The organism is Streptomyces bohaiensis (genome assembly GCF_012033785.1).
Classification (GTDB): domain Bacteria; phylum Actinomycetota; class Actinomycetes; order Streptomycetales; family Streptomycetaceae; genus Streptomyces; species Streptomyces bohaiensis.
This window is the reverse complement of record NZ_JAAVJC010000052.1, coordinates 1-24,307: the sequence shown is the minus strand read 5'-3', so window position 1 is coordinate 24,307 and position 24,307 is coordinate 1. Positions and strand designations below refer to the sequence as shown.

The following is a 24,307-nucleotide window of genomic DNA, read 5'->3' as shown; positions in this document are numbered from 1 at the left end:
CCGCCGCGGGATGCCGGGGCGGCGGTCCGACAGGTCGGGGCGGCGCTGCCGGGCCCGGCCCGGGGGTGGGCGCGTTCCCGTTGCACCGCGGGAGCGGTGACAGCTGACGGGGCGGCCGAAGGGGTGCGTGGCCACGGTGGTGCCCGGGGCGGGCCTCCCGCGCCGAAGGCCCGCAGGGCGTGCCGACGGCGCCGTCGTGGAGGCACGGGAAGGGGACGGCTTCGGGTCGGCGCGCGGGCCCCCGGTTACGAGCGGCGGTCGCCGTTCTCCGCGCCCGGCTGCTCGGGGTCGTCCGGGTCGGGGTCCGGATCGGGGTCCGGGTCCGGGTCCGGGTCGGGATCGGGATCGGGCGAGGGGTCCGGGTCGCTCGGGCCGGGGTCGGGTGCCTGCGGCCCCTGCCCCTCGATGGTGACCACCGCGCCCGTCGGCGCGAGGGTGATCCGCCCCTGCCAGTGGCCGGACGGCTCGCGGTCCCGGTCCACCGTCACCAGGAAGCTGACCTGCTCCCCCGGGCGCAGCGTCCCCGAGCTCTGCCCGAGCCGCAGCCACCCCGCGTCGGTCGAGGCGCGCCACTCCACCGGCGACCCGCCGGAGGCGGTGAGGGTGACGCGGGTGCCGGAGGACGTGGCGACCGCCTCCACCGCGAGCCGGCCGGGGCCGGGCGAGGCACCGTCGGAGGCCGGCGGCGCGGTGTCGTCGGGCGAGGCGTCGGGCTCGGCGTCCTCATCGGGCCGCTCCCCCGGCTCGTCGTCCGGGTCGGTGCGCTCCTGCGGGTCGGTGCCGTCCGCGGCCGGCGCACGGTCGGTCTCCCCGGAGCTGCCGGCGCGGCCGGCGTTCTCGTAGGGGTACTCGTACTGGTCGCGCCCGGAGCGGTCGTCGTCCGCCGCGGCGGGCGCACCGTGGGACTCGCCCGTGACGGGCGCGCTGCGGTACGCCGCCCAGAGCGCCAGCGCCGGCGCCGCCAGCACGGTGGCGACCACCGTGGTGGTGACGGCGCGGCTGCGGAGCCGCTCCCGGCGCGCCGCCCGGTCCCGCTCGTCCAGCGGGAAGCCGGAGCGGTCGACCTTGGGGGTGTGCTGCGCCCGGGTGCGGAGCGCCGCCGACCGGGCGGCGTGCACCTCGGCGCGGGGCGCGGGCAGCACCGTGAGCCGCTCGGTGGCCACCGGCGCGGTGCCCGGCCAGCCGCTGCCGGCCAGCGCGCGCTGCGCGCTGCGGCGGCAGACGGGGCACTCGTCGACGTGGCGCACCAGTTCGCGGCGCAGTCCCGGCGCCATCAGCAGCCGGTCCTGACCGGAGAGGACGCTGACCACCGGGCAGCCCCCCGCCTCCACCGCGGCCAGCGCCCCGCGTGCACGCTCCACCTCGCACGCGCCGCTGGTCAGCAGGGCGCGGGCGTCGTCCTCGGAGCGGCGCAGCACCCGGCCGACCTCGGCGGGGGTGAGCTGGTGGCGGACGGTGAGCTCCAGCGCCTCGCGCTGCTCCGGGACGGTGCCGGCCGCCTCGGGCCAGGCGAGGGAGGCGAGTTCACGGCGCCGCACCGCGGGGTCGGCGGCGGTGACCCGCGGCACCACGGGGGCGTACCCCTCGCGGTCGCGCTGGTCGGCGAGGCGGCGCAGGCAGCTGTGGCGGGCGAGGGCGTAGAGCCAGGCGCGGTGGAGGTCCCGCGCGGCGGGCCGTTTGCCGTGTCCGTGCAGCCGCTCGGCGTGGGCGAGCGCCTCGCCGAGCGCCTCGGTCGCCGCGTCGTGCTCGCACATCACCGAGAGGCAGTAGGTGTACAGCCCGTCGAGATAGGCGTCGTCGTACGCCCGCCCGGGGCGGCGCCCGTGGTCGGCGGACGGACCACGGCGCGCGCGGGAGCTGTGGGCGTGCCGGGTGCGCTCTCGGCTGCTGGACATCACCCCTGCGACGCTAGGCGCCCCACGGGCCCGGACCGCCACACACGGCACAAGGTTCCACCTATCGGGTGACGGAGGGTGGCGGTTCCGGTGCCCCTGACGGGCATCGGAGCCGCCGAGGCCCGGCCTCGGGGTCGGTGCGGGGGCCGGACCGTGGCAGCGCGGGCGCGCTGCCCCCGCCGCCGCACGGCAAACGCGTGCGCGCCCGGCGCAGCCGTGTCCGCCCACCGAGCGGTGCCACGCGCCCACCGGCGTGCGTCTGCCATCGCGCGCCGGAGGGGCGCGGGGCGCGACAGCCCGGGGTGGCGGGCCCGCACACGGTGCGCCCCGGGCGGTGTCGGCGGCTGCCGGTACGGTCTGGGCATGGCACGTAAAGCAGACCGCCCCAGCTACCGGTGCAGCGAGTGCGGTTGGACCACCGTCAAGTGGCTCGGCCGCTGCTCCGAGTGCCAGGCCTGGGGCACCGTCGAGGAGGTCGGCGCCGGCACCGCGGCGGTGCGTACCACGGCGGCGACCCGCGTGGCGAAGCCGGCGCTGCCGATCGGGCAGGTCGACAGCCGCCGCGCCTCGGCCCGTTCCACCGGGGTGCCCGAGCTGGACCGGGTGCTCGGCGGCGGCCTGGTGCCGGGCGCGGTGGTGCTGCTGGCGGGCGAGCCGGGCGTCGGCAAGTCGACGCTGCTGCTGGACGTCGCCGCCAAGGCGGCCTCGGCGCAGAGCCCCACGCTGTACGTCACCGGTGAGGAGTCCGCCGGGCAGGTCCGGCTGCGCGCCGACCGCATCAACGCGATCGACGACCACCTCTACCTCGCCGCCGAGACCGATCTCTCCGCCGTGCTGGGCCAGTTGGACGTGGTGAAGCCGGCGCTGCTGGTGATGGACTCGGTGCAGACGGTCGCCTCTCCGGAACTCGACGGCGCGCCGGGCGGCGTGGCGCAGGTCCGCGAGGTCGCCGCCGCGCTGATCCGGGAGTCCAAGGAGCGCGGCATGGCCACGCTGCTGGTGGGCCACGTCACCAAGGACGGCTCGATCGCCGGGCCGCGGCTGCTGGAGCACCTGGTCGACGTGGTGCTGCACTTCGAGGGCGACCGCCACAACCGGCTGCGGCTGGTCCGGGGCGTGAAGAACCGCTACGGCGCCACCGACGAGGTCGGCTGCTTCGAGCTGCACGACGCCGGGATCACCTCGCTGGCGGACCCGTCCGGGCTGTTCCTGACGCGGCGCTCCGAGCCGGTGCCGGGGACCTGCCTCACGGTGGCGCTGGAGGGACGGCGGCCGCTGGTCGCGGAGGTGCAGTCACTGACCGTCGACAGCCAGATCCCCTCCCCGCGCCGCACCACCTCCGGCCTGGAGACCTCCCGGGTGTCGATGATGCTGGCGGTGCTGGAGCAGCGCGGCCGGATCACCGCGCTGGGCAAGAACGACATCTACACGGCCACGGTCGGCGGCGTGCGGCTGACGGAGCCGGCCGCCGACCTCGCGGTGGCGCTGGCGCTGGCCAGCGCGGCCTCCGACGTGCCGCTGCCGAAGAACCTGGTGGCGGTGGGCGAGGTCGGGCTGGCGGGCGAGGTGCGCCGGGTGACCGGGGTGCAGCGGCGGTTGGCCGAGGCGGCCCGCCTGGGCTTCACCCACGCGCTGGCCCCGGCGGACTCCGGCGAGACCCCGCCCGGGATGCGGGTGCTGGAGGTGGCCGACATCGGCGAGGCGCTGCGGGTTCTCCCGACCGGCCGCGGGGCCGCCCGGGCAGCACGTGGCGGGACGACGCGGCGGGAGTCAGGGCAGGCCGAGGAATCGCGCCGGTAGACTCCTGTCGCACTGAACGAGATGACCGGAGGAGTGCATGGCAGGCAGCGACCGGCCGGCAGGACCGGTGCGATCCGGCGCGGAGGGGCTGCTGCGTTCGTCGCTGAGCGCCGTCGCACCGGGCACCCAGCTGCGTGACGGCCTGGAGCGTGTCCTCCGGGGCAACACGGGCGGGCTCATCCTGCTCGGCTTCGACGAGACCGTGGCGACGCTGTGCTCCGGCGGTTTCGTCCTCGACGTGGAGTTCACCGCGACGCGGCTGCGTGAGCTGTGCAAGCTCGACGGCGCGGTGGTGATCGACCCGGTGACGGCGAAGATCGTCCGGGCCGGCGTGCAGCTGGTCCCCGACTCCTCGATCCCGACGGAGGAGACCGGCACCCGGCACCGCACCGCGCAGCGCGTCTCGATCCAGACCGGCTTCCCCGTGGTGTCGGTCAGCCAGTCGATGCGGCTGATCGCCCTCTACCTGGAGGGCCAGCGGCGCGTCCTGGAGGACTCGGGCGCGATCCTCTCCCGCGCCAACCAGGCGCTGGCGACGCTGGAGCGGTACAAGCTGCGGCTGGACGAGGTCGCGGGCACGCTCTCCGCGCTGGAGATCGAGGACCTGGTCACCGTCCGGGACGTCGCGGCGGTGGCGCAGCGGCTGGAGATGGTCCGCCGCATCGCCACGGAGATCGCCGAGTACGTGGTGGAGCTGGGCACGGACGGGCGGCTGCTCTCCCTCCAGCTCGACGAGCTGATCGCGGGCGTGGAGCCGGAGCGGCAGCTGATCGTCCGCGACTACCTGCCGGAGACCGGGGGGAAACGGTCCCGCAAGGTCTCCGCCGCCCTCGCCGACCTGGACGCGCTGACGCACCCGGGGCTGCTGGAGCTGACGATGGTGGCGCGGGCGCTGGGCTACGGCTCGTCGCCGGAGACGCTGGACAGCGCGGTCTCGCCGCGCGGGTTCCGGCTGCTGGCCAAGGTGCCGCGGCTGCCGGGCACCGTCATCGACCGGCTGGTGGACCACTTCGGCGGGCTGCAGAAGCTGCTCGCGGCGAGCGTGGACGACCTCCAGGCGGTGGACGGCGTCGGGGAGACCCGGGCGCGATCGGTACGGGAGGGGCTGTCCCGCCTCGCGGAGTCGTCGATCCTGGAGCGGTACGTCTGACGACGGCGCCGCGCGGAGCCGCGGCGGTTCGACCGGCGGGGGGCGGGTGCTTGCGGGAGCTCTGCTCCCCCGGGCACCCGGCCCCGTCGCCGTGTCCGGCGGATTCGCCGAAGCAGCGCCCCTGCCTCGCCCCTGGAAGCCCCCTGCCCGAGCCCGGGAGGGCGGCTGGGAGGACGCCGGGCCAACCGGTGGCGGGCAGGTCCACCGTCGGCCTGCGAGGCCGGCAGCTGCCCACCCCAACCCCCAGCACACCCCGCCTGACCTGGCCTTTTACCCTGCCTGCTCCTAGGATCGAGCACGGTGGAAGGAGGCCGGATGGACCGGACCGTACGGACCGTCGAGGATGTCTTCACGCTCCTGGACGGGCTCTTCGCCTCCCAGTCGGAGACCGGCCTGCTGGCCACGGGCGACGGCAGGGACTTCTGGGACAGCTTCTACACCGACCGGTCACGGCCGGTGCCGTTCTTCGTGTCGAAGCCGGACGAGAACCTGGCCGCCCACCTCGACCGTGGGCTGATCACGCCGGGCCGCGCCCTGGACCTGGGGTGCGGCGCGGGACGCAACGCCCTGTACCTCGCGTCGCACGGCTTCGAGGTGGACGCGGTGGACCTCTCCCCCGTGGCGATCGCCTGGGCCGAGGACCGGGCGCGCCGCGTCGGCGTCGCCGTCCGCCTGCTGTGCGGTGACGCCTTCACCCTCCCGGCCACCGCGCTGAGCGGCCCCTACGACCTGGTGGTCGATTCGGGCTGCTTCCACCACCTGCCGCCGCACCGCCGCGTCAGCTACCTGGCTCTTCTCGACCGGGTCCTCGCCCCCGGCGGCCACCTCGCGCTCACCAGCTTCGCCGCCGGGGAACAGGGGATGGGGTCCGAACTGAGCGACGCGGACATCTACCGCCAACGTGAACTGCGGGGCGGCCTGGCCTACTCGCCGGATTCGCTGCGACGGATCTTCTCCGACCTGACGGAGGTGGAACTGCGGCGCATGCGGCAGGAACCGGCCGAGTCGGCGCTGTTCGGCGAGGGTTTCCTGTGGACCGCGCTCTTCCGCCGGGTCGCGGCACCGGCGGAGCTCACCTAGCCTCCGCCCGGGCTTTCCCAGGCGCTCTCCGGACTCACTTCGACGTCGCTGTTCCGCCGGCCGACGTGGCGACGGCCGGCGCCGCACCGCGGCTCAGCGCGAGCCGAACGGTGTCCGACCGGTGCTAGTCCTCGTCCATGCGGAAGGTCGTGCGGATGATGTCGAACCCGGTGAGGTCGGCCTCGGCGAGGTAGGTGCCGGTGGGGGCGGTCGGCTGGGCGGGGCCCTCGCAGGCGTCACGGCTGGAGTAGCGGCCGTCCCATTCCACGACGTGGTTGGCGCTGCCGCCCGCCGGGACCTCGCGCTGAAGGGCGCCGGCGCCGGTCGGGCAGTGCGCGGACGTCCAGACGTTCTCGTCGTCGGTGGTGAGGCGGAGCGTCAGCGCCTCGTGGCCCACGTCGACCCGGCAGGGGGAGCCGGACTCGTTGCGGACCGTGAGCCGGATGCTCGGCTTCTCGCCCGGGGCGTAGGCGTTGGCGTCGCTGCGCAGGGACGCGGTGACGCCGTCGATGCCGGCGCACTCGGCCAGGCTCGCGATGCGGGAGGCGTCGGCCGCGTCGCCGTCGTCTCCGCCGTTGGCGGCGTCGGTGTCGCCCGCGCCCTCGTCGCTGCCGCCGCCGTCGCCGTCGCCGTCCTCGCCGGTGCCGTCCTCGCCACCGTCCCCGGAGCCGCCGCCCGCGGCGTCGGCCTCGTCGGGGTCACCGCCGCCGTTCTCGGCGTCGTCGGCGTCGTCGGCGTCCTCGTCGTCCTCGGAGTCGCCGCCTCCGCCGCCGGGGCGCTGGTCGATGTGGTCCTCGGTGTCCGTCTCCCCCGGAGTGATCGACGGAGCCGGTCCGCCGCCCGCGCCGTCGTCGCTCGACCCGCCGGCCGGGCCGGCCCCGAGACCGCGTAGCGCGACCCAGGACATCACCCCCAGCAGGACCAACACGAGCAGCACAACTCCCCTTCGCCGCCAGTAGATCGAGGAAGGGAGCGGGCCGATCGGATTGCGCAGAGATCCCACGCGCAAACTCTACGACGCCGGACCGTAGATGAAGCGTTCGACCACCGCGTGCCGCGCGTCGATCACGGGCAATGTGCGCGCCGTGGTGCACCGGCGCCACCCTTCGCGCTCCGCACGCCCGGCCGCCCTCCTTTCGGGGCCGGTCGCGCGCCACCCGGCGCGGGCCGTTCACCACCGCGACGCGAACGTGCCAGGATCGGTGTGCCATGACTGCGATGAGTACCAGCCCCGTGGAAACCGTCCCCAGCGCCGGTGACACCGTTCCCGGCCCCCGACCCGCCGACCTGCACGCGCCGGTCATCGACTGGTTCGGCGAGAACGCCCGCGACCTGCCCTGGCGCCGCCCGGAGGCCGGCGCGTGGGGCGTCATGGTCAGCGAGTTCATGCTGCAGCAGACACCCGTCAGCCGTGTGCTGCCCGTCTACGAGGAGTGGATGCGCCGCTGGCCGACCCCCGGCGACCTCGCCGCGGAGTCGACCGGCGAGGCGGTGCGCGCCTGGGGCCGCCTCGGCTACCCGCGCCGCGCGCTGCGGCTGCACGCGGCGGCCGCCGCCATAGCGGAACGGTACGAGGGCCAGGTGCCCGCCGACCACCATCTGCTGCTCGCGCTGCCGGGCGTCGGCGAGTACACGGCGGCGGCGGTGGCGTCGTTCGCCTACGGCCAACGCCATGCCGTGCTCGACACCAACGTCCGGCGGGTCTTCGCCCGCGCGGCGGGCGGCAGCCAGTACCCGCCGAACGCCACCACCGCCGCCGAACGGCGGCTCGCCCGGACGATGCTCCCGGAGGAACCGGCGACCGCCGCCCGCTGGGCCGCCGCCACGATGGAGCTGGGCGCGCTGGTGTGCACCGCCCGCAAGCCCGACTGCTCGGCCTGTCCGATCGCGGACCAGTGCGCCTGGCGCCGCGCCGGCGCCCCGGCCCACGACGGGCCGGAGCGGCGCGGCCAGACCTACGCCGGTACCGACCGCCAGGTCCGCGGCAAGCTGCTCGCCGTACTGCGCGAGTCGGTCGACCCGGTCAGCCGAGCCACGCTGGACCAGGTCTGGAACAAGCCGGAGCAGCGCAACCGGGCGCTGCGGGGGCTGCTGACCGACGGGCTGGTCGAGCGGCTGCCCGACGGCACGTACCGGCTGCCCGGCGCCTGACGCAGGGCAGCGCGCACCGCGCCGCGGTACCGGCGGGCGTTCCCCGCTCGGTACCGCGGCGCGGTCGTGTCTGACGGGCCCGGTCGGTCCGGGCCCGGCTCAGCGGCTGCCGGGCGCGGAGATCGACCAGACGACCGTCGCGGCGTCGCTCTCGCGGTCACCGCCCGCCGAGCGGTAGGTGCGCAGCGCGGCCTCGTCGTCGGTCTCCGCCGCCGTCCACATCCCACCGCATCCCCGGTCCCGCGCGATCCGCAGCAGTTCCCGCACCAGCACGGTCCCGACACCCCGCCGCCGGTGCTCCTCGTCCACGCCGAGCTCGTAGAGCAGCATCTCGGTGCCCTTGTCGGGGTGGGTGATCTCCATACCGCTGACCATGCCCACCGGAGTGTTGTCCGCGTAGGCGAACAGCAGGTGGTGGGTGGACTCGGCGGCGAACCGCTCGGCCCACGCGGCGCGCACCGGCCCGTCGAACAGCGCCGAGGCGGCCATGATCTCCTCCTCGGAGGCCGCCGCCCGCACCTCGACCTCGGCGCCGGCCCGCGTGGTGGGCCACGGATCGCGCTCCAGCTGCATCTCGGCCCGTAGTGCCTCTACCTCGACCATCGCGTCGCCTCCGTGTCCGCCGTCGGTGCTTTCCGCCTGTCCCTGCCAGCGTAGGCACGGACCGCGCGGCGCGGCGCGGGCGCGGCCCCGCCCCGCGCGTCGCAACGCCCGCGCGTGACGGCCCGGTTGCCCTAGGCTCAACGCTCGCGGGGTGGACGGGCCGGGAGGGGGCCGGATGGACGGCGGAATGATCGGGCTGAGGCTGGCGTCGGCGGTGGTCGCGCCGCTGCTGAAGAAGCTGGTGCGGCGCGGCGAGCCGGGGGCGGGGCTGGCGGAGGGGCCGGTACGGATCGGTTCGCTGCTGGTGGTCGGACCGGAGCGGGACGCGGTGAGCGCCGGCGAGCTGCGCAAGCCGGTGGCGGAGCTGGTGGACCGCGCCGCGCGGGCGGCCGGACCGCACGAGGCACCGGATGCGGAGGTCCGCGCGGAGCTGACCGAGGCGCTGCTGCGGTCGCTGACGGCGCTGGGCGGGCTGGAGATGGACGATGTGCAGGCCGTCTCGCTCGGCCCGCAGGAACTGGCGGGGCGGGTGCGGCGGCCGGCGGACCTCTCGGCGGCGGCCGACGCGCTGTACGAGCCGGTGCTGCTCGCGCTCTGCACCCACCTGATCGACCACTTCACGCGGCGCTCGACCTTCGTCGCCCGCACCCTGGTGGAACAGACCCGTCAGGCGCGGGCGCTGGCCGAGCGGCTCGACGTCCTCGCGGAACGGCTGCCGTCGCGGACCGCGGCGGACGCGGCGTTCGAAGAGCGCTACGCCCGCTGGGTCGTCGACACCCACGACCACGTCACCATCCACGGCATCGACGTGGGCGACCGCTGGCCACTGGACGACGCCTACCTGAGCCTGGAGACCACCACCACCGGGCACGACCCCGGCGGGGTGGCGGACGAGCTGGGCGGGGCGCGCGCCGCGCCGCAGCGGGCGGAGGCGGCGCTGCGCCACCTGGACCGGGTGCTGCTGCGCGGCGGCGCCGGCTGCGGCAAGACCACGCTGGTGCAGTGGCTGGCCGTCCTCGCGGCGCGGCAGCGGGGCGGCGCCGGGGCGCTGGAGCTGCGGCTGGCCGGCCGGGTGCCGCTGGTGCTGCCGCTCCGGCGGCTGACCCGGCGCGGTGCGGCCCTCCCCCGCCCGGCGGAGATCCCGGCGGCGATCGACTGCCCGCACACCCCGCCGGAGGGCTGGGTGGAGCGGGTGCTGAACGCCGGGCGGGGGCTGCTGCTCGTGGACGGGATCGACGAGGTGCCGGAGAGCGAGCGCGGTGAGGTGCGCCAGTGGCTGGTGTCGCTGGTGCGGGCGTTCCCGGACTGCCTGTGGCTGGTGACCGCCCGGCCGTCGGCGGTCGGGCACGACTGGCTGGCCGACGCCGGGTTCGGCGACCTCTCGCTGGCGCCGATGAGCGGCACCGACACCGAGACCTTCGTCCGGCGCTGGCACACCGCGGCGCGGCTGCCCGAGCAGTCCGCGGAAGATCTCCTCGACGCGCTGCACCGCCGCCCCGACCTCTCCCGGCTCGCCACCAACCCGCTGATGTGCGGGCTGATCTGCGCCCTCCACCACACCCGCCACGGCTATCTGCCACGCGGCCGCGAGGCGCTGTACCAGGCGGCGTTGCAGATGCTGCTGGAACGCCGCGACCAGGAGCGGCGGGTGCGGGCGGGGGTCGACCTCGACGCCGCCACCCAGATCCTGCTGCTGCAACGGCTGGCGTACTGGCTGATCCGGAACGAGCGGGCGGAGATGGAACGCGAGGACGCCGTCGACGTGCTCGCCGACGCGCTGCCCGGCATGCCGGCGCTCGCGGACACGGCGGACGCGGCCCAGCTCTACCGCTTCCTGCTGGAACGCTCGGGGCTGCTGCGTGAACCCGCCGACGGGGTGGTCGACTTCGTGCACCGCACCTTTCAGGACTACCTCGCCGCCAAGGCCGCGGTCGAGGCGCGGGACATCCCCTGGCTGGTGCGGCAGGCGCACAAGGACCAGTTCGAGGACGTCATCCGCATGGCCGTCGCCCACGGCCGCCCGGGAGAACGCGACCGGCTGCTGCGGCAGTTGGTCAAGCGCGGCGACACCGTGCAGCGCCACCGCATCCGGCTGCACCTGCTGGCCGTCGCCTGTCTGGAGCACGCGGCGGAGCTGTCCCCGGAGGTACGCGACCTGGTCCGCGACCGGGCGCAGCAGTACCTGCCGCCACGCTGCGGCGAGGAAGCGGACGCACTTGCCGAGGCGGGACCGATCATCCTCGACCTGCTGCCGGGGCCGGAGGGACTGACGGAGGACGAGCAGGTGGCGTCGGTGCGGACGGCCGCGGCGTTCGGCGGCGGTGACCGCGCCCTGGCAGTGCTGCGCCGCTACCGCGAGGTCGGGTCCGCCGAGGTCGTCCGACAGCTGGCGGGCGCTTGGCGCTGGTACGACGCCGACCGCTACCACACGGAGATTGCTTCGCACCTGCCCCCGGCGGGCGTGCGGTGGCCTGCAGCGTCCAACCGGATCGTGGAACTGCTGACGGAAACTCCCGGAGCGGACCACATAGCGCTTCACGAGCCGCCGCCTCCCGGCTTGCTGAACGCTCTCCTCACCACACGGCGCCTGCGGTACCTGGACCTTCGAGGCGTGCCGCTGCCCGACCTGGAGCCGCTCCGCTCGGCGGAATCGCTGGGGACGTTGTCGCTGTGCAGCGAGTCGGCAGCGGGCGGCCTGGAGCCGCTGACGAGTCTCGACCTGACCACGCTGGTCATCGCTCCGGGCGCGTCGGCGATATCCGTGGACGCACTGCAGGCACTGCCGCTCACGGGCGTGTCAGAGCTGTACCTCCACGGGGAGACGCCGCTTCCCACCGCGGACCTGATCCCGGCCGGGGTCAGGCTGCTGGAGCTGCCGCGTCGCAGTCAGCCTCCGCTCACCTTCCTGGCGGACCTGCCTCACCTGGCATGGCTCAGTATCTGGCAGCGCACGTGGCCCTTGTCGGAGACGGACGCTGCCGCTCTTGCGGAACACCGGGCCTGAGGACCCTGCGTTGCAGTCCGGCCCTGCTGCACGATCTCGACCGGATGGGCACGACGCTGCCGCGTGTGGAAACCGTCGGTCTGCTCAAATGGCGCACCAACGACCCCGCGACGGATCTCTCGGCGATTGCTCGGGTCTTCCCCGGAGCGACCGGCGTGACCCTGGGGTCCGGCCTCCACCCCGAGGACCTGAGCCCGCTGCGCGCTCTTCCCCACCTCCGATCCGTGACCTCCTCCAGCCCGCACCCCGGCACCGGGCTGCCCGAGGGGGTGGACTTCTCCGCGCCGCCGGCGCCGCGCTACTGAGGGCGCAGGGTGTCGCGGTGGCTGAGGACGTTGACGACCTTGCCGTTGGGGTCGCGGACGAAGAAGCGGCGGACGCCCCACTCCTCGTCGCGGAGGTCGCGGACGATCTCGGCGCCGGACTCCCGCACGGCGGCATGGACGGCGTCCACGTCCGCGACCTCGACGGAGATGTCGGCGGCGACGGGCGCGGTGCGGTCCTCGGTGCCGAAGGTGATCTGCGCGGTGGGGTTGCTGGGCGAGGCCATGGTCATGACCCAGCCGAGGTCCATGACCGGCTCCAGCCCGAGCCGCCGGTAGAAGGTGCGGGAGGCGGCCACGCCCGCGGGGGTGGTCGGGATGTCGGGCACCACGCGGCGCACGGTCATGGGCGGTCCTCCGGGCGGCGGTGCGGGGAAAGGTGCCCGGTCAGGATCGCCGCCCGCCCGCGCACCGGGCGTGCCGACACCCCGCGGCGGGCTCCGAACGGGGCGCCGCGTCACCGGCCCGGAGCCGTCCGGCGGGGAGCGCCGCCCCCGCCGCCGCGGTCAGGCGTCGTCGGCCCGCCGGGCGTGGCAGCCGAGGAGATGGTCGTCGACCAGACCGCAGGCCTGCATCAGCGCATAGGCCGTGGTCGGTCCGACGAAGCGGACGCCCCGGCCCTTGAGCGCCTTGGCGAGGTCGAACGACTCGCGGGTGGTGGCGGGCACGTCCCCGAGGTGCTCGGGGGCGGGCCGGGGGCCCGGCGCGTGGGACCAGATCAGCTCGGTCAGCTCGTTCGGCGCCCACGCGGCCAGCACCCGCGCGTTGGCGAGTGTCGCGGCGACCTTGGCGCGGTTCCGGATGATGCCGGGATCGGCGAGCAGTCGGGCCTCGTCCTCGTCGGTGAAGCGCGCGACCTCGGCGATGCGGAAGTCGCGGAAGGCGGCGCGGAAGCCCTCCCGGCGGCGCAGGATGGTGAGCCAGGAGAGCCCGGACTGGAACGCTTCGAGCGTGAGGCGTTCGAAGAGCGCGTCGTCACCGCGGACCGGGCGTCCCCACTCCTCGTCGTGGTACGTGCGGTAGTCGGCGTGGGGGCCGGCGCCCCAGGGGCAGCGGCGGAGGCCGTCCGCCCCCGTCACGGGGCCCTGGAGGTCCGCCGCCACGGGGCGGGCCGCTCCGGTGGCGTCCTGTCCCGTTGTGGTGATGTCGTCCATAACGGGCAGTCTGCACCACCCGTCCGACAACGTGCCCCGCGTGGGCGCCGAACCGCTCCTCAGCTCAGAGCGTGTTTGAGACCCCGCGTCGGATCAGCTCGCGGCGTCAGATGCGGTCAGCTGCAAGGCGGAGGGGCGCCCTCATACCGGGTTGTATTCGGGCGTTCCTGACAACGCAGCAGATGGCCGTAGCTGGCGTCGCGGGCCCGGCGCGGGGTCTCAAACACGCTCTCAGGGGACCTCGCGGAGGTAGAGCGCGCCGCAGGTGTGGCACATCATCGACGGGTCGTCCCCCCAGTCGCCGTCGGGGCGGCTCGCGGCGTCGGCGCGCAGGATCTTTCCGCACATCGCGGTCGAGGCTCCCGCGCGGACCATGTGCCAGCTGCGCACACGGTCGGGGTCCTCCTCGGTGTACTCCGCTCGCATGGTGTGTTCCATGACGGCACCACCTCGTCGTCGGCCGGCCGGTGGATCTGCGGTTCCATGGTGCGCGTCCGCCCGGCGGGGTGGAGCGGCGGGCGGGTGTCAGCCGCGAGTGCCGGTGGGTGCGCTCCGGGCGGCGTCGGTGCCGGTGTCGTGGTCGGTGCCGGTGCCGGCGGCCGTGGGGGTGTCGCCCGCCGGTGCGGCGTCGTCGGCTGCGCCGACGGGTCCGGGGACGAGCGGCGCGGCCGGGGCCGGGGGCCCGCCGGCGGCGGGGGCGCCCGTCGGCTCCGCGCCGCGCAGCGGTACCTCGCGGATGAACCAGGCGGCGAGGAAGGCTGCGACCGCGACGCAGGCGCCGACGAGGAAGATCAGGCCGACCGCCGAGCTGACCGCCTCCTGGTAGGCGGTGCGCGCTGCCTCCGGGAGGGCGGCGAGCGAGGCGGCGTCGAGCTGGCCGCCGCCCTCGCCGATCTCCACGTCGACCGCTCCGGCGGCATCGCCGAGGGAGGCGGCGAGCCGCGAGTTGAAGAGGGAGCCGAGGGCGGCGACGCCGAAGGATCCGCCGAGGGTGCGGGCGAGGGTCGCGGTCGAGGAGGCGACGCCGATGTCGCGGAGTTCGACGCTGTTCTGCGGGATCAGCATGGTGAGCTGCATGAGGCAGCCCATGCCGCAGCCGAGCACCGCCATGAAGAGCCCGGTGGTGAGCCGGGTGGTGTCGGTGCCGACGGTGGAGAGCAGCAGCAGCCCGGTGACGACCAGCGCGCCGCCGACGATGGGGAAGACGCGGTAGCGGCCGGTCCGGGTGGTGGCGCGTCCGACGATGAGCGAGACGCTCATCATCGCCAGGAGCATCGGGAGCAACTGCATGCCGGAGTTGGTGGCGGAGGCGCCCTGGACGGCCTGCTGGTAGACGGGCAGGAAGATCATCGCGCCGAACATGACGATGCCGAGGATGAAGCCCATGCCGACGGCGAGCGAGAAGTTGGCGTTCCGGAACAGGCCCAGCGGCAGCAGCGGCTCGGCGACGCGGCGCTCCACCACGATGAACACCGCGAGCGTGGCGACACCGACGACAGCCAGGCCGACGATGGTGGGCGAGAGCCACCCGTACTCGGAGCCGCCCCAGGTGGTGACGAGCACCAGTGCGGTGATGGCGACCGTCAGCAGCACGGCCCCGGTGTAGTCGATCCGGGCGGTGCTGCGGCGTTTGGGCAGGTGGAGGACGGTGGCGACCATGGCGATGGCGACCGCGCCGAGCGGCACGTTGATGTAGAAGGCCCAGCGCCAGCCGAGGCTGTCGGTGATGATGCCGCCGAGCAGCGGGCCGCCGATCATGGCGACGGCCATGATGCTGGCGAAGAGCCCCTGGTACCGGCCGCGCTCCCGAGGCGGTATCAACTCGCCGATGATCGACATGACGCCGACGAGGAGGCCGCCGGCGCCGAGCCCCTGGAGGGCGCGGAAGCCGATGAGCTGGCCCATCGTCTGGGCCGCTCCGGAGGTGATGGAGCCGGCGACGAAGATGACGATGGCGGTGAGGAAGATCCCCTTGCGCCCGTAGAGGTCGCCGAGCTTGCCCCACACGGGGGTGGAGGCGGCGGTGGCGAGGGTGTAGGCGGTGACGACCCACGAGAGGTGGGCGAGTCCGCCGAGGTCGCCGACGATGGTCGGCATCGCGGTGGCGATGATCATGTTGTCGAGCATCGCCAGCAACGCCGAGATCATCAGGGCGACGAGAACGATGCGGATGCCGCGCGGCTTCCTGCCGCCCACCTGCTGGTCGGCCTGCGGATCGGGTGGGGTGTCCCGGGTCACTGCGCTCCTACCGGTTCTGCTCGCACCGGCCTCACTTACTTGCCGACCGGCTAGTTCAGGTACAGTCAGGCAAGCTACGGCAGCTACTTGCCGGGCGTCAAGTCAGTTGCTCCGCCCGAGCCCACCCCGCACCGGGCGCGCGGACGCGGCCGCCGCCGGCGGTGACCGCGCGGGCAGGTGGCGCCGGGTCCGACACGGCCCGCCCCCGCGCCGCCACGGCTGCGGGACAATACAGCGGCACCACCACGAGGCAGCACGGCGAAGGAGAGGGATGAGCGGCACGGAAGGCGACACGACCGGAGGCCGGCGTGGCAACACCCGCGGGCGGATCCAGGAGGTGGCCCTCCGCCTGTTCGTGGCCCGCGGCTACGACAACACCTCGCTGCGGGAGATCGCCGAGGAACTGGACGTGACGAAGGCGGCGCTCTACTACCACTTCAAGACCAAGGAGGAGCTCGTCGTCGCGATCTACGACGAGTGGACCCAGCCCATCGACGCCATCGTGGCGTGGGCGGGAGAGCAGGAACCGACGCTGGAGAACAAGCGGGAGGTCCTGCGACGCTACAGCGAGGCCATGGCCTCCGCCGGGCCGCTGTTCCGCTTCATGCAGGAGAACCAGGCGAGCCTGGGGCGGTTCCACCTCGGCGAGCGGTTCAAGGAGCGGGTGCGGGTCCTGGGTGCGCTGCTGGTACCGCCGACCGCGGCCACCGTCGACCGCATCCGCGGCCTGGCGGCGCTGCACACCATCCACGCCGCGGTCTTCGCGGTCTCGCAGTACATCGACGTCGGCCCGGAGGAGAAGCGGCTCGCCGCGCTCCAGGTCGCCCAGGAGCTCCTCACCGCCGCGGCCGACCACGGTGCCGGCGACGGCGACGGCGGCGGCGACGGCCCCACGGGCGGCCGGGCCGCCTCGGCGGGAGCCGTCAACGGCACCACGGGCTGACCCCGCCCCCGCGCCCCGACACGACCGCCCGGGTCAGCTGCTCAGCTGTCCTTGGAGAGGTTCGGACCGTTGCCGGCCGCGGCGTCCACCGGCGGGACGTCGGGCAGGGCGGCCTTCTCCTCACCGTGGAAGGTGAACTTGGCCTCCTTGTCCGTGCCCTCGGTGCCGACGACCACGATGTGGCCGGGGCGCAGCTCGCCGAAGAGGATCTTCTCCGACAGGACGTCCTCGATCTCCCGCTGGATCGTCCGGCGCAGCGGCCGGGCGCCGAGCACCGGGTCGTACCCGCGCTTGGCCAGCAGGGACTTGGCCTCCGGGGAGAGCTCGATGCCCATGTCCCGGTCCTTGAGCCGCTCGTCCACCTGGGCGATCATCAGGTCGACGATCTTGATGATGTCGTCCCGCGTGAGCTGGTGGAAGACCACCGTGTCGTCGACACGGTTGAGGAACTCGGGGCGGAAGTGCTGCTTCAGCTCCTCGTTGACCTTGGCCTTCATCCGCTCGTAGCCGGTGTTGACGTCGCCGGCGACGGCGAAGCCCATGTTGAAGCCCTTGGAGATGTCCCGGGTGCCGAGGTTGGTCGTCATGATGATGACCGTGTTCTTGAAGTCCACGACCCGGCCCTGGGAGTCGGTCAGACGACCGTCCTCCAGGATCTGCAGCAGCGAGTTGAAGATGTCCGGGTGGGCCTTCTCGACCTCGTCGAAGAGGACCACCGAGAACGGCTTGCGCCGCACCTTCTCCGTGAGCTGCCCGCCCTCCTCGTAGCCGACGTAGCCGGGAGGCGAACCGAACAGCCGGGAGACGGTGTGCTTCTCGCCGAACTCCGACATGTCGAGGGAGATCAGCGCGTCCTCGTCGCCGAAGAGGAACTCGGCCAGCGTCTTGGACAGCTCGGTCTTACCGACACCGGACGGGCCGGCGAAGATGAACGAGCCACCCGGGCGCTTCGGGTCCTTCAGACCGGCACGGGTACGGCGGATCGCCTGGGAGAGCGCCTTGATGGCGTCCTCCTGGCCGATGACCCGCTTGTGGAGCTCGTCCTCCATGCGGAGCAGACGCGAGGACTCCTCCTCGGTCAGCTTGAAGACCGGGATGCCGGTGGACGCGGCGAGGACCTCGGCGATCAGCTCCTCGTCGACCTCGGCGACGACGTCCATGTCGCCGGCCTTCCACTCCTTCTCCCGCTGGGACTTCTGCGAGAGCAGCTGCTTCTCGTCGTCCCGCAGGGAGGCGGCCTTCTCGAAGTCCTGCGAGTCGATCGCGGACTCCTTCTCGCGGCGGACGTTCGCGATCTTCTCGTCGAACTCGCGGAGGTCCGGCGGCGCGGTCATCCGGCGGATGCGCATCCGGGAGCCGGCCTCGTCGATCAGGTCGATCGCCTTGTCCGGCAGGAAGCGGTCCGAGATGTACCGGTCGGCCAGCTGCGCGGCGGCGACCAGGGCGGCGTCGGTGATCGAGACGCGGTGGTGCGCCTCGTACCGGTCGCGCAGCCCCTTCAGGATCTCGATGGTGTGCGGCATCGACGGCTCCGCCACCTGGATGGGCTGGAAGCGGCGCTCCAGCGCGGCGTCCTTCTCCAGGTACTTGCGGTACTCGTCGAGCGTGGTGGCACCGATGGTCTGCAGCTCACCGCGGGCCAGCATGGGCTTGAGGATCGACGCGGCGTCGATCGCGCCCTCGGCGGCGCCGGCACCGACCAGGGTGTGGAGCTCGTCGATGAACAGGATGATGTCGCCGCGGGTGCGGATCTCCTTGAGCACCTTCTTCAGGCGCTCCTCGAAGTCACCGCGGTAGCGGGAACCGGCGACCAGCGCGCCCAGGTCGAGGGTGTAGAGGTGCTTGTCCTTCAGCGTCTCCGGGACCTCGCCCTTGACGATGGCCTGCGCCAGGCCCTCGACGACGGCGGTCTTGCCGACACCGGGCTCACCGATCAGCACCGGGTTGTTCTTGGTGCGGCGGGACAGCACCTGCATGACCCGCTCGATCTCCTTCTCGCGCCCGATGACCGGGTCGAGCTTGGACTCGCGGGCGGCCTGCGTGAGGTTGCGGCCGAACTGGTCCAGCACGAGCGAGGTGGAGGGGGTGCCCTCGGTGGGGGCGCCCGCGGTCGCGGCCTCCTTGCCACCGGAGTAGCCGGAGAGCAGCTGGATGACCTGCTGCCGCACCCGGTTGAGGTCGGCACCCAGCTTCACCAGGACCTGGGCGGCGACGCCCTCGCCCTCGCGGATCAGGCCGAGCAGGATGTGCTCGGTGCCGATGTAGTTGTGGCCGAGCTGGAGAGCCTCGCGCAGCGAGAGCTCCAGCACCTTCTTGGCCCGGGGGGTGAAGGGGATGTGGCCGGAGGGGGCCTGCTGGCCCTGGCCGATGATCTCCTCCACCTGCTGGCGGACCGCCTCGAGCGAGATCCCGAGGCTCTCCAGGGCCTTAGCGGCGACACCCTCACCCTCGTGGATCAGACCCAGAAGGATGTGCTCGGTGCCGATGTAGTTGTGGTTGAGCATCCGGGCTTCTTCCTGAGCCAGGACGACAACCCGCCGCGCACGGTCGGTGAACCTCTCGAACATCGTTAATCGCTCCTCAGAGCGGTCAGTCAGTAAGGGGTCGGTCCCCTCTCTGTCCTTCCGCAGCTTAGTCCCGCGGCCCGGGACCGCTCATTCCAACTGCCGACACCGGCCCGAATCGCCTCAGCGTCGGATCAATGCAGCCGACACCGGCCCTCCTGCCCCGAACAGCCGACAACAGTTCAACCCGATAGTGAGAGACGATGTTCCCGTAGGCCAGGAGATTCCACCTGACATGGCTTACGCCGAGGGCGAACATCAATGCTCGCCGCGCAGGTGGGGCCCTCCATCACCCTGCCGGGGGCACCCCCTCTTCACTAGGGGCTTCCTACCCGCCCAGGCTGTCACTCCATGCAGCGCGGACCCACAACATCCGCTACCGGCGAACACCGGACGGGGGCGGACGGGTGGCCGGGGCGCCGCTCGGGCCCCCGGGACCTCCCCGCGGGCGCGCCCGACGCCTCCTGCGGGACCGGGGCGACGGTGCTGTCGGGGACGGTGCCCTCCCGGGCGGCACCAGGAACCACCGGCGAACACGCAGAGCAGCAGCATCGGGACCAAGCGTAGCCCAGACCCCGATGGCGGGCGCGGTGGGCGCGGACGACCCGCCCAGCGGGGTGCCACGCACGCGTGACGCGCCCCGGACGACCGGGAAACGGCACCGAGAGGCACCGGACCGGCCGGGGCGGCCGCGGGCGTGGCCGTCGCGACGCGGCGGGGGCACACCTGCGGCCCGGGCGGTCCGCCGGGGGCGGGAACCCACGGGCTCGGGACCGGCCGGGCCGGCTCGGCGCACATCGATACCGCCACCGCCGCGCCGCGGGCCCCGCCGGAGGGGCCCGGCACGACCGGGGCGGGGGACCCGCCGAGCGGCCGGGAGGTCACGCGGGGGAAAGCACCGAATCGGCGCTCGTGCGTGCCTCGACCACCACGGGCGGGCGGAACACGACGGTGCCGCCCCGACGGGCGGCCCCGACCGTGAACGTCAGGCGGATGCCTTTTCGTAGGCCTCGCGAATGTTCGCCGGAACGCGGCCGCGGTCATTCACGTCGTAGCCGTTCTCCTTCGCCCAGGCGCGAATCTTCGCGGTGTCCTGGGAACCGGAGGAGGCGCGGGTGCCGCGGCTGCCGCGCGCGGCGCGACCGGCGCCTCGGCGACCGGCCGCGGTGTAAGGCTCCAGTGCCTCGCGGAGCTTTTTGGCGTTGGCCTCATTGAGGTCGATCTCGTAGGACTTGCCGTCGATGGCGAACGAGACGGTCTCGCTCGCGTCGCCGCCGTCGATGTCATCGAGGAGAAGGACCTGAACCTTCTGTGCCACCGGGCTGCTCCTCATTCTTGCTCGCCGAATGTTTTGTACTGCTTGCGTAATCAAACCGCCCCGGCACCGAAAACACAAACCCTGGACCCTCTTTGGGACAAGCAGTTCGCCCGACAGTCGGGACGATTCGGGCATAGCCCCCCGGGCGGATTCGCGGGGTTCGTTGTTCAGAGCACCAGCAGCATGCGGCTGTTACCCAAAGTGTTCGGCTTCACGCGTTCGAGGTCGAGGAACTCGGCAACTCCCTCATCATAGGAGCGCAGCAGCTCGCTGTAGACGTCACCGTCAACGGGTGTATCGCCGATCTCCTCGAAGCCGTGACGGGCGAAGAAGGGGACTTCGAAGGTGAGGCAGAAAATGCGTCTCACACCGAGCCAGCGTGCCGTGCCGATCAGCTTGCTCAGCAGCGCGTGCCCGACTCCCCGACCGCGCATCGCGGGGTCGACAGCAAGGGTCCGGACCTCGGCGAGATCCTCCCACATGACGTGCAGCGCCCCGCAGGCGACGACGGCGGCGTCGTCGTCGCGTTCCGCCACCCAGAACTCCTGAATGTCCTCGTAAAAGGTCACCGTCGGCTTGTCGAGCAGGATGCGTTCGGCGGCATAGGAGTCCACCAGGCGCCGCACCGCCGGGACATCGGCGGTGCGCGCTCTTCGAATCGTGATTTCCGGGGCCTTCACGCCGCGAGGCTACCGCCGGGTGCCGGCACCGCCCCGGGCGGGGGCGGAGGGACCGTCGCCCGGCGCCGCGGGGTCGGCGGCGCGGGGGCCGGCCTCCCCCTCGTCCGTGCCCGCGGTGCCCGCCCCCGGCTCGGCCGGGCCCGGCTCCGGCGCGGCGGGCGGCGCCGCGGGTTCGCCGTCGGCCAGGCTCACCCCGGCGACCCCGACCACGCGCAGCGCGTCCCGCAGCGCGGGAAGCTGCTCGGGGGACATCATCGAGAAGAAGGCGACCAGGGCGGCGGCGGGGTTGTCGCTCTCCGACCACGCCTCGTTCATCAGGACCGCGGAGTACGCGGCGCGGGTCGAGACGGCCTCGTAGCGGTAGGCGCGGCCCTCCTGGGTCCGCCGCACCCAGCCCTTGCGGTGCAGGTTGTCCAGGACCGTCATGACGGTGGTGTAGGCGATGGCGCGGTCCTGCTGGAGCTCCTGGAGGACCTCCCGCACGGTGACCGGCTTGTTCCGGGCCCACACGCGCGTCATAACGGCGTCTTCGAGTTCTCCCAGGCGGCGCGGCACGCCTGAAGGATAGCGCGAAATGTCCGATGTGCCGGAGTGCGTCGGGGTGCGGCGACGGCCCGGGTCGTGCGACCCGGGCGCGCGACGCGGGGGCCCGCTCAGTCGGCGGTGGTCTCCCGCCGGTCGGCGGCGCGGGACGCGGCGGCGGCGGCCATGGCGTCGGCCGCGGCGTCCTCCTTGTACTTGTTGGCGCCGCCCTGCGACCGGATCATCGTCACGATCAGGCAGGTGAAGGCGACGGCCATCACGGTGGGGGGAAAGAGGGCGATGACGTAGTCCACGATCTCCGTCTCCTGGGTAGGGCGCCCGGGCCGGACCCGGGGCGCCCTCCAGCGTATCGGGACCTATTCGTCGGCTTCGTCGGGGGGCGTGGGATTGTCCGGCGCCGGCCGCTTGTGGCGGAAGACGTCGGCCGGTGTGGGCACGGGACGACCCGGGGCCGGATTCCCGCCGGGACGCCGGCGGGATTCCCCACCGCCGCGTCGCGCGTTCTCCTGCTCGCCGCTCTCGGCGTCTGACGTACGCATGCGTCGAGATTAGCCGCTAACCGGACAATTCTCAGAAGATACGGCCGGCCCGTCGACCGCCGGGTGCGCACCGGTCGATGCCCCGCCGACCGCCCCGCGCCTCGTGCCGGATTACCGCGCTCGGGGCCCCGTCGACCCGCCGAGTTCGCACGCGACCGGCGCCGCTGCGCCGCGGCTCCCCCCGTCCGCCGGGGCGGGGCGAGAGCCGGAATTCGGACCCGCACTGGCGCCGGCCGGCGCCAGTGCGGGAGCCGCGGCGCAGCGGCGGCGCCGGCCGGCGCCAGTGCGGGTCCGCCGCCTTCCTCGGGAAACCGTCCGCCGGGAACGCCTTCGTGGAGCGGGCCGGAATCACTCGTCCGAGTGGCTCCTTGGGCCATCCGGCAGCAGCGTCGGCCCCCGCTCGCGGTCAGAGACGGGGCGCATTCCGTTCGAACACCAATCGCAGTCCGATCAGGGTCAACCACGGTTCGTGTTCGTCGATCACCGTCGCCTCCCGCAGTACCAACGGAGCGAGACCGCCGGTGGCGATCACCGTGACGGAATCCGGGTCGCCTGCGAGTTCCCGGCGCATCCGCTCGACGACTCCGTCGACCTGGGCGGCGAATCCGTAGACGATGCCGGACTGCATCGACTCCACGGTGTTCTTTCCGATGACCTGACGCGGCGGTGAGAGTTCCACCTTCCGCAGCTGGGCACCGCGCATACCGAGCGCCTCGACCGAGATCTCGACACCGGGCGCGATGGCGCCACCCGCGTATTCCCCGCGCGCGGTGACGGCGTCGTAGGTCGTCGCGGTGCCGAAGTCCACGATGATGCAGGGGCCGCCGTACAGCTCGACGGCGGCCGCCGCGTTGATGACCCGGTCCGCGCCGACCTCCTTCGGGTTGTCGGTGATGACCGGCACCCCCGTGCGGACGCCGGGCTCGACCAGCACCGCCGGGATGTCGCCGTAGTACCGCCGGGTGACGTCCCGCAGTTCGTGGAGGACGGACGGCACCGTCGAGCAGACGGCGATCCCGTCGATGTTGTCGCCCAGGTCGCGGCCGAGCAGCGGATGCCGTCCCATCAGCCCCTGGAGCAGCACCGCCAGCTCGTCGGCGGTCCGCCGGGCGTCGGTGGAGATCCGCCAGTGCTCGACGATCTCCTCGCCGTCGAAGAGGCCGAGGACGGTGTGGGTGTTACCGACATCGATGGTCAGCAGCATCAGGAGCCTTCCCCGGACCGCAGGTCCAGACCGATGTCCAGGATCGGGGAGGAATGCGTCAGGGCGCCGACGGCGAGGTGGTCGACGCCGGTGTCCGCGTAGGCGCGGGCGTTCTCCAGCGTGAGCCTGCCGGAGGACTCCAGCCGGGCGCGGCCCGCCACCAGCGCCACCGCCTCGGCGGTCTCCTCCGGGGTGAAGTTGTCCAGGAGCAGCAGGTCCGCACCCGCGTCCAGCACCGGCTCGATCTGGTCCAGCCGGTCGACCTCGACCTCGATCGGCACCTCGGGCGTGCCCCAGGCCACCAGCTCGGAGCGGACGGCGCGGAACGCCTCGGCGACCCCGCCCGCCGCGACCACGTGGTTGTCCTTGATCAGCGCCGCGTCCGAGAGGGACATCCGGTGGTTCTCGCCGCCGCCGCAGCGCACGGCGTACTTCTCCAGCGCCCGCAGCCCCGGGGTCGTCTTGCGGGTGTCCCGCACGGTCGCGCCGCTGCCCTCCAGGACGTCGGCCCAGGCACGGGTGGCGGTGGCCACACCGGAGAGGCGGCACAGGAGGTTGAGCGCGGTCCGCTCACCGGTCAGCAGATCCCGGGTCCGCCCGGTGACCGACAGCAGCACAGCCCCGGCGGCGACGCGGTCGCCGTCCTCCGCGTGGCGCTCGACCTCCAGGTCGTCGGTGGCCACCACGGACAGCACCGCCTCGGCGACGCGGAGCCCGGCGACGGTTCCCGCCTCGCGGGCGGTGAAGTCGGCGGTGGCGACGGCCTCGTCGGGGACGGTCGCCAGGGTGGTGACGTCGGGCCCCTGGTCGAGGTCCTCGGCGAGAGCCAGGTGCGCGACCTCCTCCACCCCCACGGGGTCGAGTCCGGCGGACTCCAGCAGCCCCGCCAGCTCGGGGTCGAGCCCGCAGACGGTGTCGAGGTGGCCGGGGCCGGCACCGGCGCAGCCGGCGCCGTCGGCCGCGCAGCCGCATCCCGGGGCCGCCGCGGCGGCCGAGGTGTCGGCGGCGGCGGGGAGCAGGTTGAGGACGGCCGGCTCGGGGCGGGGTTCGGGGCCTGCGGTGGTCATGAGGTGCTCTCCTCGGGATCGCCGGTGCTCCCGGCGTGGCGGGCCGCGGCG

Annotated in this window: 21 protein-coding genes; 7 read left to right on the top strand and 14 right to left on the bottom strand. The window is 73.6% G+C overall.

Going from position 1 to position 24,307, the window contains the following annotated elements; translation table 11 throughout:
• Positions 1–245: 245 nt before the first annotated feature.
• Entirely contained in the window at positions 246–1,895 is a 1,650-nt protein-coding gene (locus HCN52_RS09070) for a BACON domain-containing protein (RefSeq protein ID WP_168087871.1), read from the bottom strand.
• Positions 1,896–2,258: 363 nt separating this feature from the next.
• Here HCN52_RS09070 and radA point away from each other — a divergent pair, with 363 nt between their 5' ends.
• The 3 genes from radA to HCN52_RS09055 all read left to right on the top strand — a co-directional run bounded on the left by radA (position 2,259) and on the right by HCN52_RS09055 (position 5,925).
• Positions 2,259–3,695 carry a DNA repair protein RadA gene (radA, locus tag HCN52_RS09065; protein ID WP_168087870.1) on the top strand — a complete coding sequence of 479 codons (1,437 nt, stop codon included), beginning with the start codon at positions 2,259–2,261 and terminating at the stop codon, positions 3,693–3,695.
• Positions 3,696–3,732: 37 nt separating this feature from the next.
• Positions 3,733–4,845, top strand: coding sequence for a DNA integrity scanning diadenylate cyclase DisA (gene disA, locus HCN52_RS09060; protein WP_168087869.1), 1,113 nt, complete (start codon positions 3,733–3,735; stop codon positions 4,843–4,845).
• A 315-nt stretch (positions 4,846–5,160) separates the two neighbouring features.
• Positions 5,161–5,925 carry a class I SAM-dependent methyltransferase gene (locus HCN52_RS09055; RefSeq protein ID WP_168087868.1) on the top strand — a complete coding sequence of 255 codons (765 nt, stop codon included), beginning with the start codon at positions 5,161–5,163 and terminating at the stop codon, positions 5,923–5,925.
• 124 nt (positions 5,926–6,049) lie between these two features.
• Here the strand turns inward: HCN52_RS09055 and HCN52_RS09050 are convergent, their stop codons facing one another.
• Positions 6,050–6,862, bottom strand: coding sequence for a hypothetical protein (locus tag HCN52_RS09050; protein ID WP_168087867.1), 813 nt, complete (start codon positions 6,860–6,862; stop codon positions 6,050–6,052).
• 272 nt (positions 6,863–7,134) lie between these two features.
• Here HCN52_RS09050 and HCN52_RS09045 point away from each other — a divergent pair, with 272 nt between their 5' ends.
• Entirely contained in the window at positions 7,135–8,076 is a 942-nt protein-coding gene (locus HCN52_RS09045) for an iron-sulfur binding domain-containing protein (RefSeq protein ID WP_209314337.1), read from the top strand.
• A 99-nt stretch (positions 8,077–8,175) separates the two neighbouring features.
• Here the strand turns inward: HCN52_RS09045 and HCN52_RS09040 are convergent, their stop codons facing one another.
• Complete coding sequence (locus tag HCN52_RS09040) at positions 8,176–8,679, bottom strand: GNAT family N-acetyltransferase (protein ID WP_245174992.1); 504 nt, start codon at positions 8,677–8,679, stop codon at positions 8,176–8,178.
• Positions 8,680–8,866: 187 nt separating this feature from the next.
• On the opposite strand from HCN52_RS09040, the gene HCN52_RS09035 reads away from it, so the two are divergent.
• Together HCN52_RS09035 and HCN52_RS09030 are read left to right on the top strand one after the other, a co-directional pair.
• Positions 8,867–11,683 (top strand): NACHT domain-containing protein, encoded by a 2,817-nt coding sequence (locus HCN52_RS09035; protein ID WP_168087865.1) that lies wholly within the window; start codon positions 8,867–8,869, stop codon positions 11,681–11,683.
• 65 nt (positions 11,684–11,748) lie between these two features.
• Positions 11,749–11,988 carry a hypothetical protein gene (locus HCN52_RS09030; RefSeq protein WP_168087864.1) on the top strand — a complete coding sequence of 80 codons (240 nt, stop codon included), beginning with the start codon at positions 11,749–11,751 and terminating at the stop codon, positions 11,986–11,988.
• Here HCN52_RS09030 and HCN52_RS09025 read toward each other — a convergent pair.
• From HCN52_RS09025 to HCN52_RS09010, 4 genes are all read right to left on the bottom strand, one after another.
• Positions 11,982–12,353, bottom strand: a complete 372-nt coding sequence (locus tag HCN52_RS09025) for a VOC family protein (protein WP_168087863.1) — start codon at positions 12,351–12,353, stop codon at positions 11,982–11,984. The genes HCN52_RS09030 and HCN52_RS09025 overlap by 7 nt on opposite strands.
• 159 nt (positions 12,354–12,512) lie before the next feature.
• Positions 12,513–13,160 carry a DNA-3-methyladenine glycosylase I gene (locus HCN52_RS09020; RefSeq protein WP_168087862.1) on the bottom strand — a complete coding sequence of 216 codons (648 nt, stop codon included), beginning with the start codon at positions 13,158–13,160 and terminating at the stop codon, positions 12,513–12,515.
• A 231-nt stretch (positions 13,161–13,391) separates the two neighbouring features.
• Positions 13,392–13,598: a hypothetical protein gene (locus HCN52_RS09015; RefSeq protein WP_168087861.1), complete on the bottom strand. Its 207-nt coding sequence runs from the start codon at positions 13,596–13,598 to the stop codon at positions 13,392–13,394.
• An 87-nt stretch (positions 13,599–13,685) separates the two neighbouring features.
• Complete coding sequence (locus tag HCN52_RS09010) at positions 13,686–15,398, bottom strand: MDR family MFS transporter (RefSeq protein ID WP_312876615.1); 1,713 nt, start codon at positions 15,396–15,398, stop codon at positions 13,686–13,688.
• A gap of 271 nt (positions 15,399–15,669) precedes the next feature.
• Between HCN52_RS09010 and HCN52_RS09005 the strand changes: the two genes are divergently transcribed.
• Positions 15,670–16,341, top strand: a complete 672-nt coding sequence (locus tag HCN52_RS09005) for a TetR/AcrR family transcriptional regulator (protein ID WP_168087860.1) — start codon at positions 15,670–15,672, stop codon at positions 16,339–16,341.
• 41 nt (positions 16,342–16,382) lie between these two features.
• On the opposite strand, the gene HCN52_RS09000 is transcribed toward HCN52_RS09005, so the two are convergent.
• The 7 genes from HCN52_RS09000 to nadC form a co-directional block, all read right to left on the bottom strand.
• A complete protein-coding gene (locus HCN52_RS09000) occupies positions 16,383–18,908 on the bottom strand; it encodes an ATP-dependent Clp protease ATP-binding subunit (RefSeq protein WP_168087859.1) in 2,526 nt (841 codons plus the stop codon).
• Between the two features lie 982 nt (positions 18,909–19,890).
• Positions 19,891–20,223: a histone-like nucleoid-structuring protein Lsr2 gene (locus HCN52_RS08995; RefSeq protein WP_168087858.1), complete on the bottom strand. Its 333-nt coding sequence runs from the start codon at positions 20,221–20,223 to the stop codon at positions 19,891–19,893.
• A 167-nt stretch (positions 20,224–20,390) separates the two neighbouring features.
• A complete protein-coding gene (locus HCN52_RS08990; RefSeq protein WP_168087857.1) occupies positions 20,391–20,903 on the bottom strand; it encodes an amino-acid N-acetyltransferase in 513 nt (170 codons plus the stop codon).
• A gap of 9 nt (positions 20,904–20,912) precedes the next feature.
• Positions 20,913–21,458, bottom strand: coding sequence for a BlaI/MecI/CopY family transcriptional regulator (locus HCN52_RS08985; protein ID WP_168087856.1), 546 nt, complete (start codon positions 21,456–21,458; stop codon positions 20,913–20,915).
• 98 nt (positions 21,459–21,556) lie between these two features.
• Positions 21,557–21,739 (bottom strand): hypothetical protein, encoded by a 183-nt coding sequence (locus tag HCN52_RS08980; protein WP_168087855.1) that lies wholly within the window; start codon positions 21,737–21,739, stop codon positions 21,557–21,559.
• A gap of 652 nt (positions 21,740–22,391) precedes the next feature.
• Positions 22,392–23,189, bottom strand: coding sequence for a type III pantothenate kinase (locus tag HCN52_RS08975; protein ID WP_168087854.1), 798 nt, complete (start codon positions 23,187–23,189; stop codon positions 22,392–22,394).
• Positions 23,189–24,256, bottom strand: coding sequence for a carboxylating nicotinate-nucleotide diphosphorylase (gene nadC / locus HCN52_RS08970; RefSeq protein ID WP_168087853.1), 1,068 nt, complete (start codon positions 24,254–24,256; stop codon positions 23,189–23,191). The genes HCN52_RS08975 and nadC overlap by 1 nt, the downstream gene beginning before the upstream one ends.
• Between the last annotated feature and the right edge of the window lie 51 nt (positions 24,257–24,307).

What these genes read in the sequence shown, in the direction of transcription:
- HCN52_RS09045 (WP_209314337.1), top strand. Translation starts at nt 7,135, where the DNA reads ATGACTGCGATGAGTACCAGCCCCGTGGAAACCGTCCCCAGCGCCGGT.
- HCN52_RS09055 (WP_168087868.1), top strand. Translation starts at nt 5,161, where the DNA reads ATGGACCGGACCGTACGGACCGTCGAGGATGTCTTCACGCTCCTGGAC.
- HCN52_RS09040 (WP_245174992.1), bottom strand. Translation starts at nt 8,679, where the DNA reads ATGGTCGAGGTAGAGGCACTACGGGCCGAGATGCAGCTGGAGCGCGAT.
- HCN52_RS09035 (WP_168087865.1), top strand. Translation starts at nt 8,867, where the DNA reads ATGATCGGGCTGAGGCTGGCGTCGGCGGTGGTCGCGCCGCTGCTGAAG.
- HCN52_RS09070 (WP_168087871.1), bottom strand. Translation starts at nt 1,895, where the DNA reads ATGTCCAGCAGCCGAGAGCGCACCCGGCACGCCCACAGCTCCCGCGCG.
- nadC (WP_168087853.1), bottom strand. Translation starts at nt 24,256, where the DNA reads ATGACCACCGCAGGCCCCGAACCCCGCCCCGAGCCGGCCGTCCTCAAC.
- HCN52_RS09015 (WP_168087861.1), bottom strand. Translation starts at nt 13,598, where the DNA reads ATGGAACACACCATGCGAGCGGAGTACACCGAGGAGGACCCCGACCGT.
- radA (WP_168087870.1), top strand. Translation starts at nt 2,259, where the DNA reads ATGGCACGTAAAGCAGACCGCCCCAGCTACCGGTGCAGCGAGTGCGGT.
- HCN52_RS09020 (WP_168087862.1), bottom strand. Translation starts at nt 13,160, where the DNA reads ATGGACGACATCACCACAACGGGACAGGACGCCACCGGAGCGGCCCGC.
- HCN52_RS08975 (WP_168087854.1), bottom strand. Translation starts at nt 23,189, where the DNA reads ATGCTGCTGACCATCGATGTCGGTAACACCCACACCGTCCTCGGCCTC.
- HCN52_RS09000 (WP_168087859.1), bottom strand. Translation starts at nt 18,908, where the DNA reads ATGTTCGAGAGGTTCACCGACCGTGCGCGGCGGGTTGTCGTCCTGGCT.
- HCN52_RS09005 (WP_168087860.1), top strand. Translation starts at nt 15,670, where the DNA reads ATGAGCGGCACGGAAGGCGACACGACCGGAGGCCGGCGTGGCAACACC.
- HCN52_RS09025 (WP_168087863.1), bottom strand. Translation starts at nt 12,353, where the DNA reads ATGACCGTGCGCCGCGTGGTGCCCGACATCCCGACCACCCCCGCGGGC.
- disA (WP_168087869.1), top strand. Translation starts at nt 3,733, where the DNA reads ATGGCAGGCAGCGACCGGCCGGCAGGACCGGTGCGATCCGGCGCGGAG.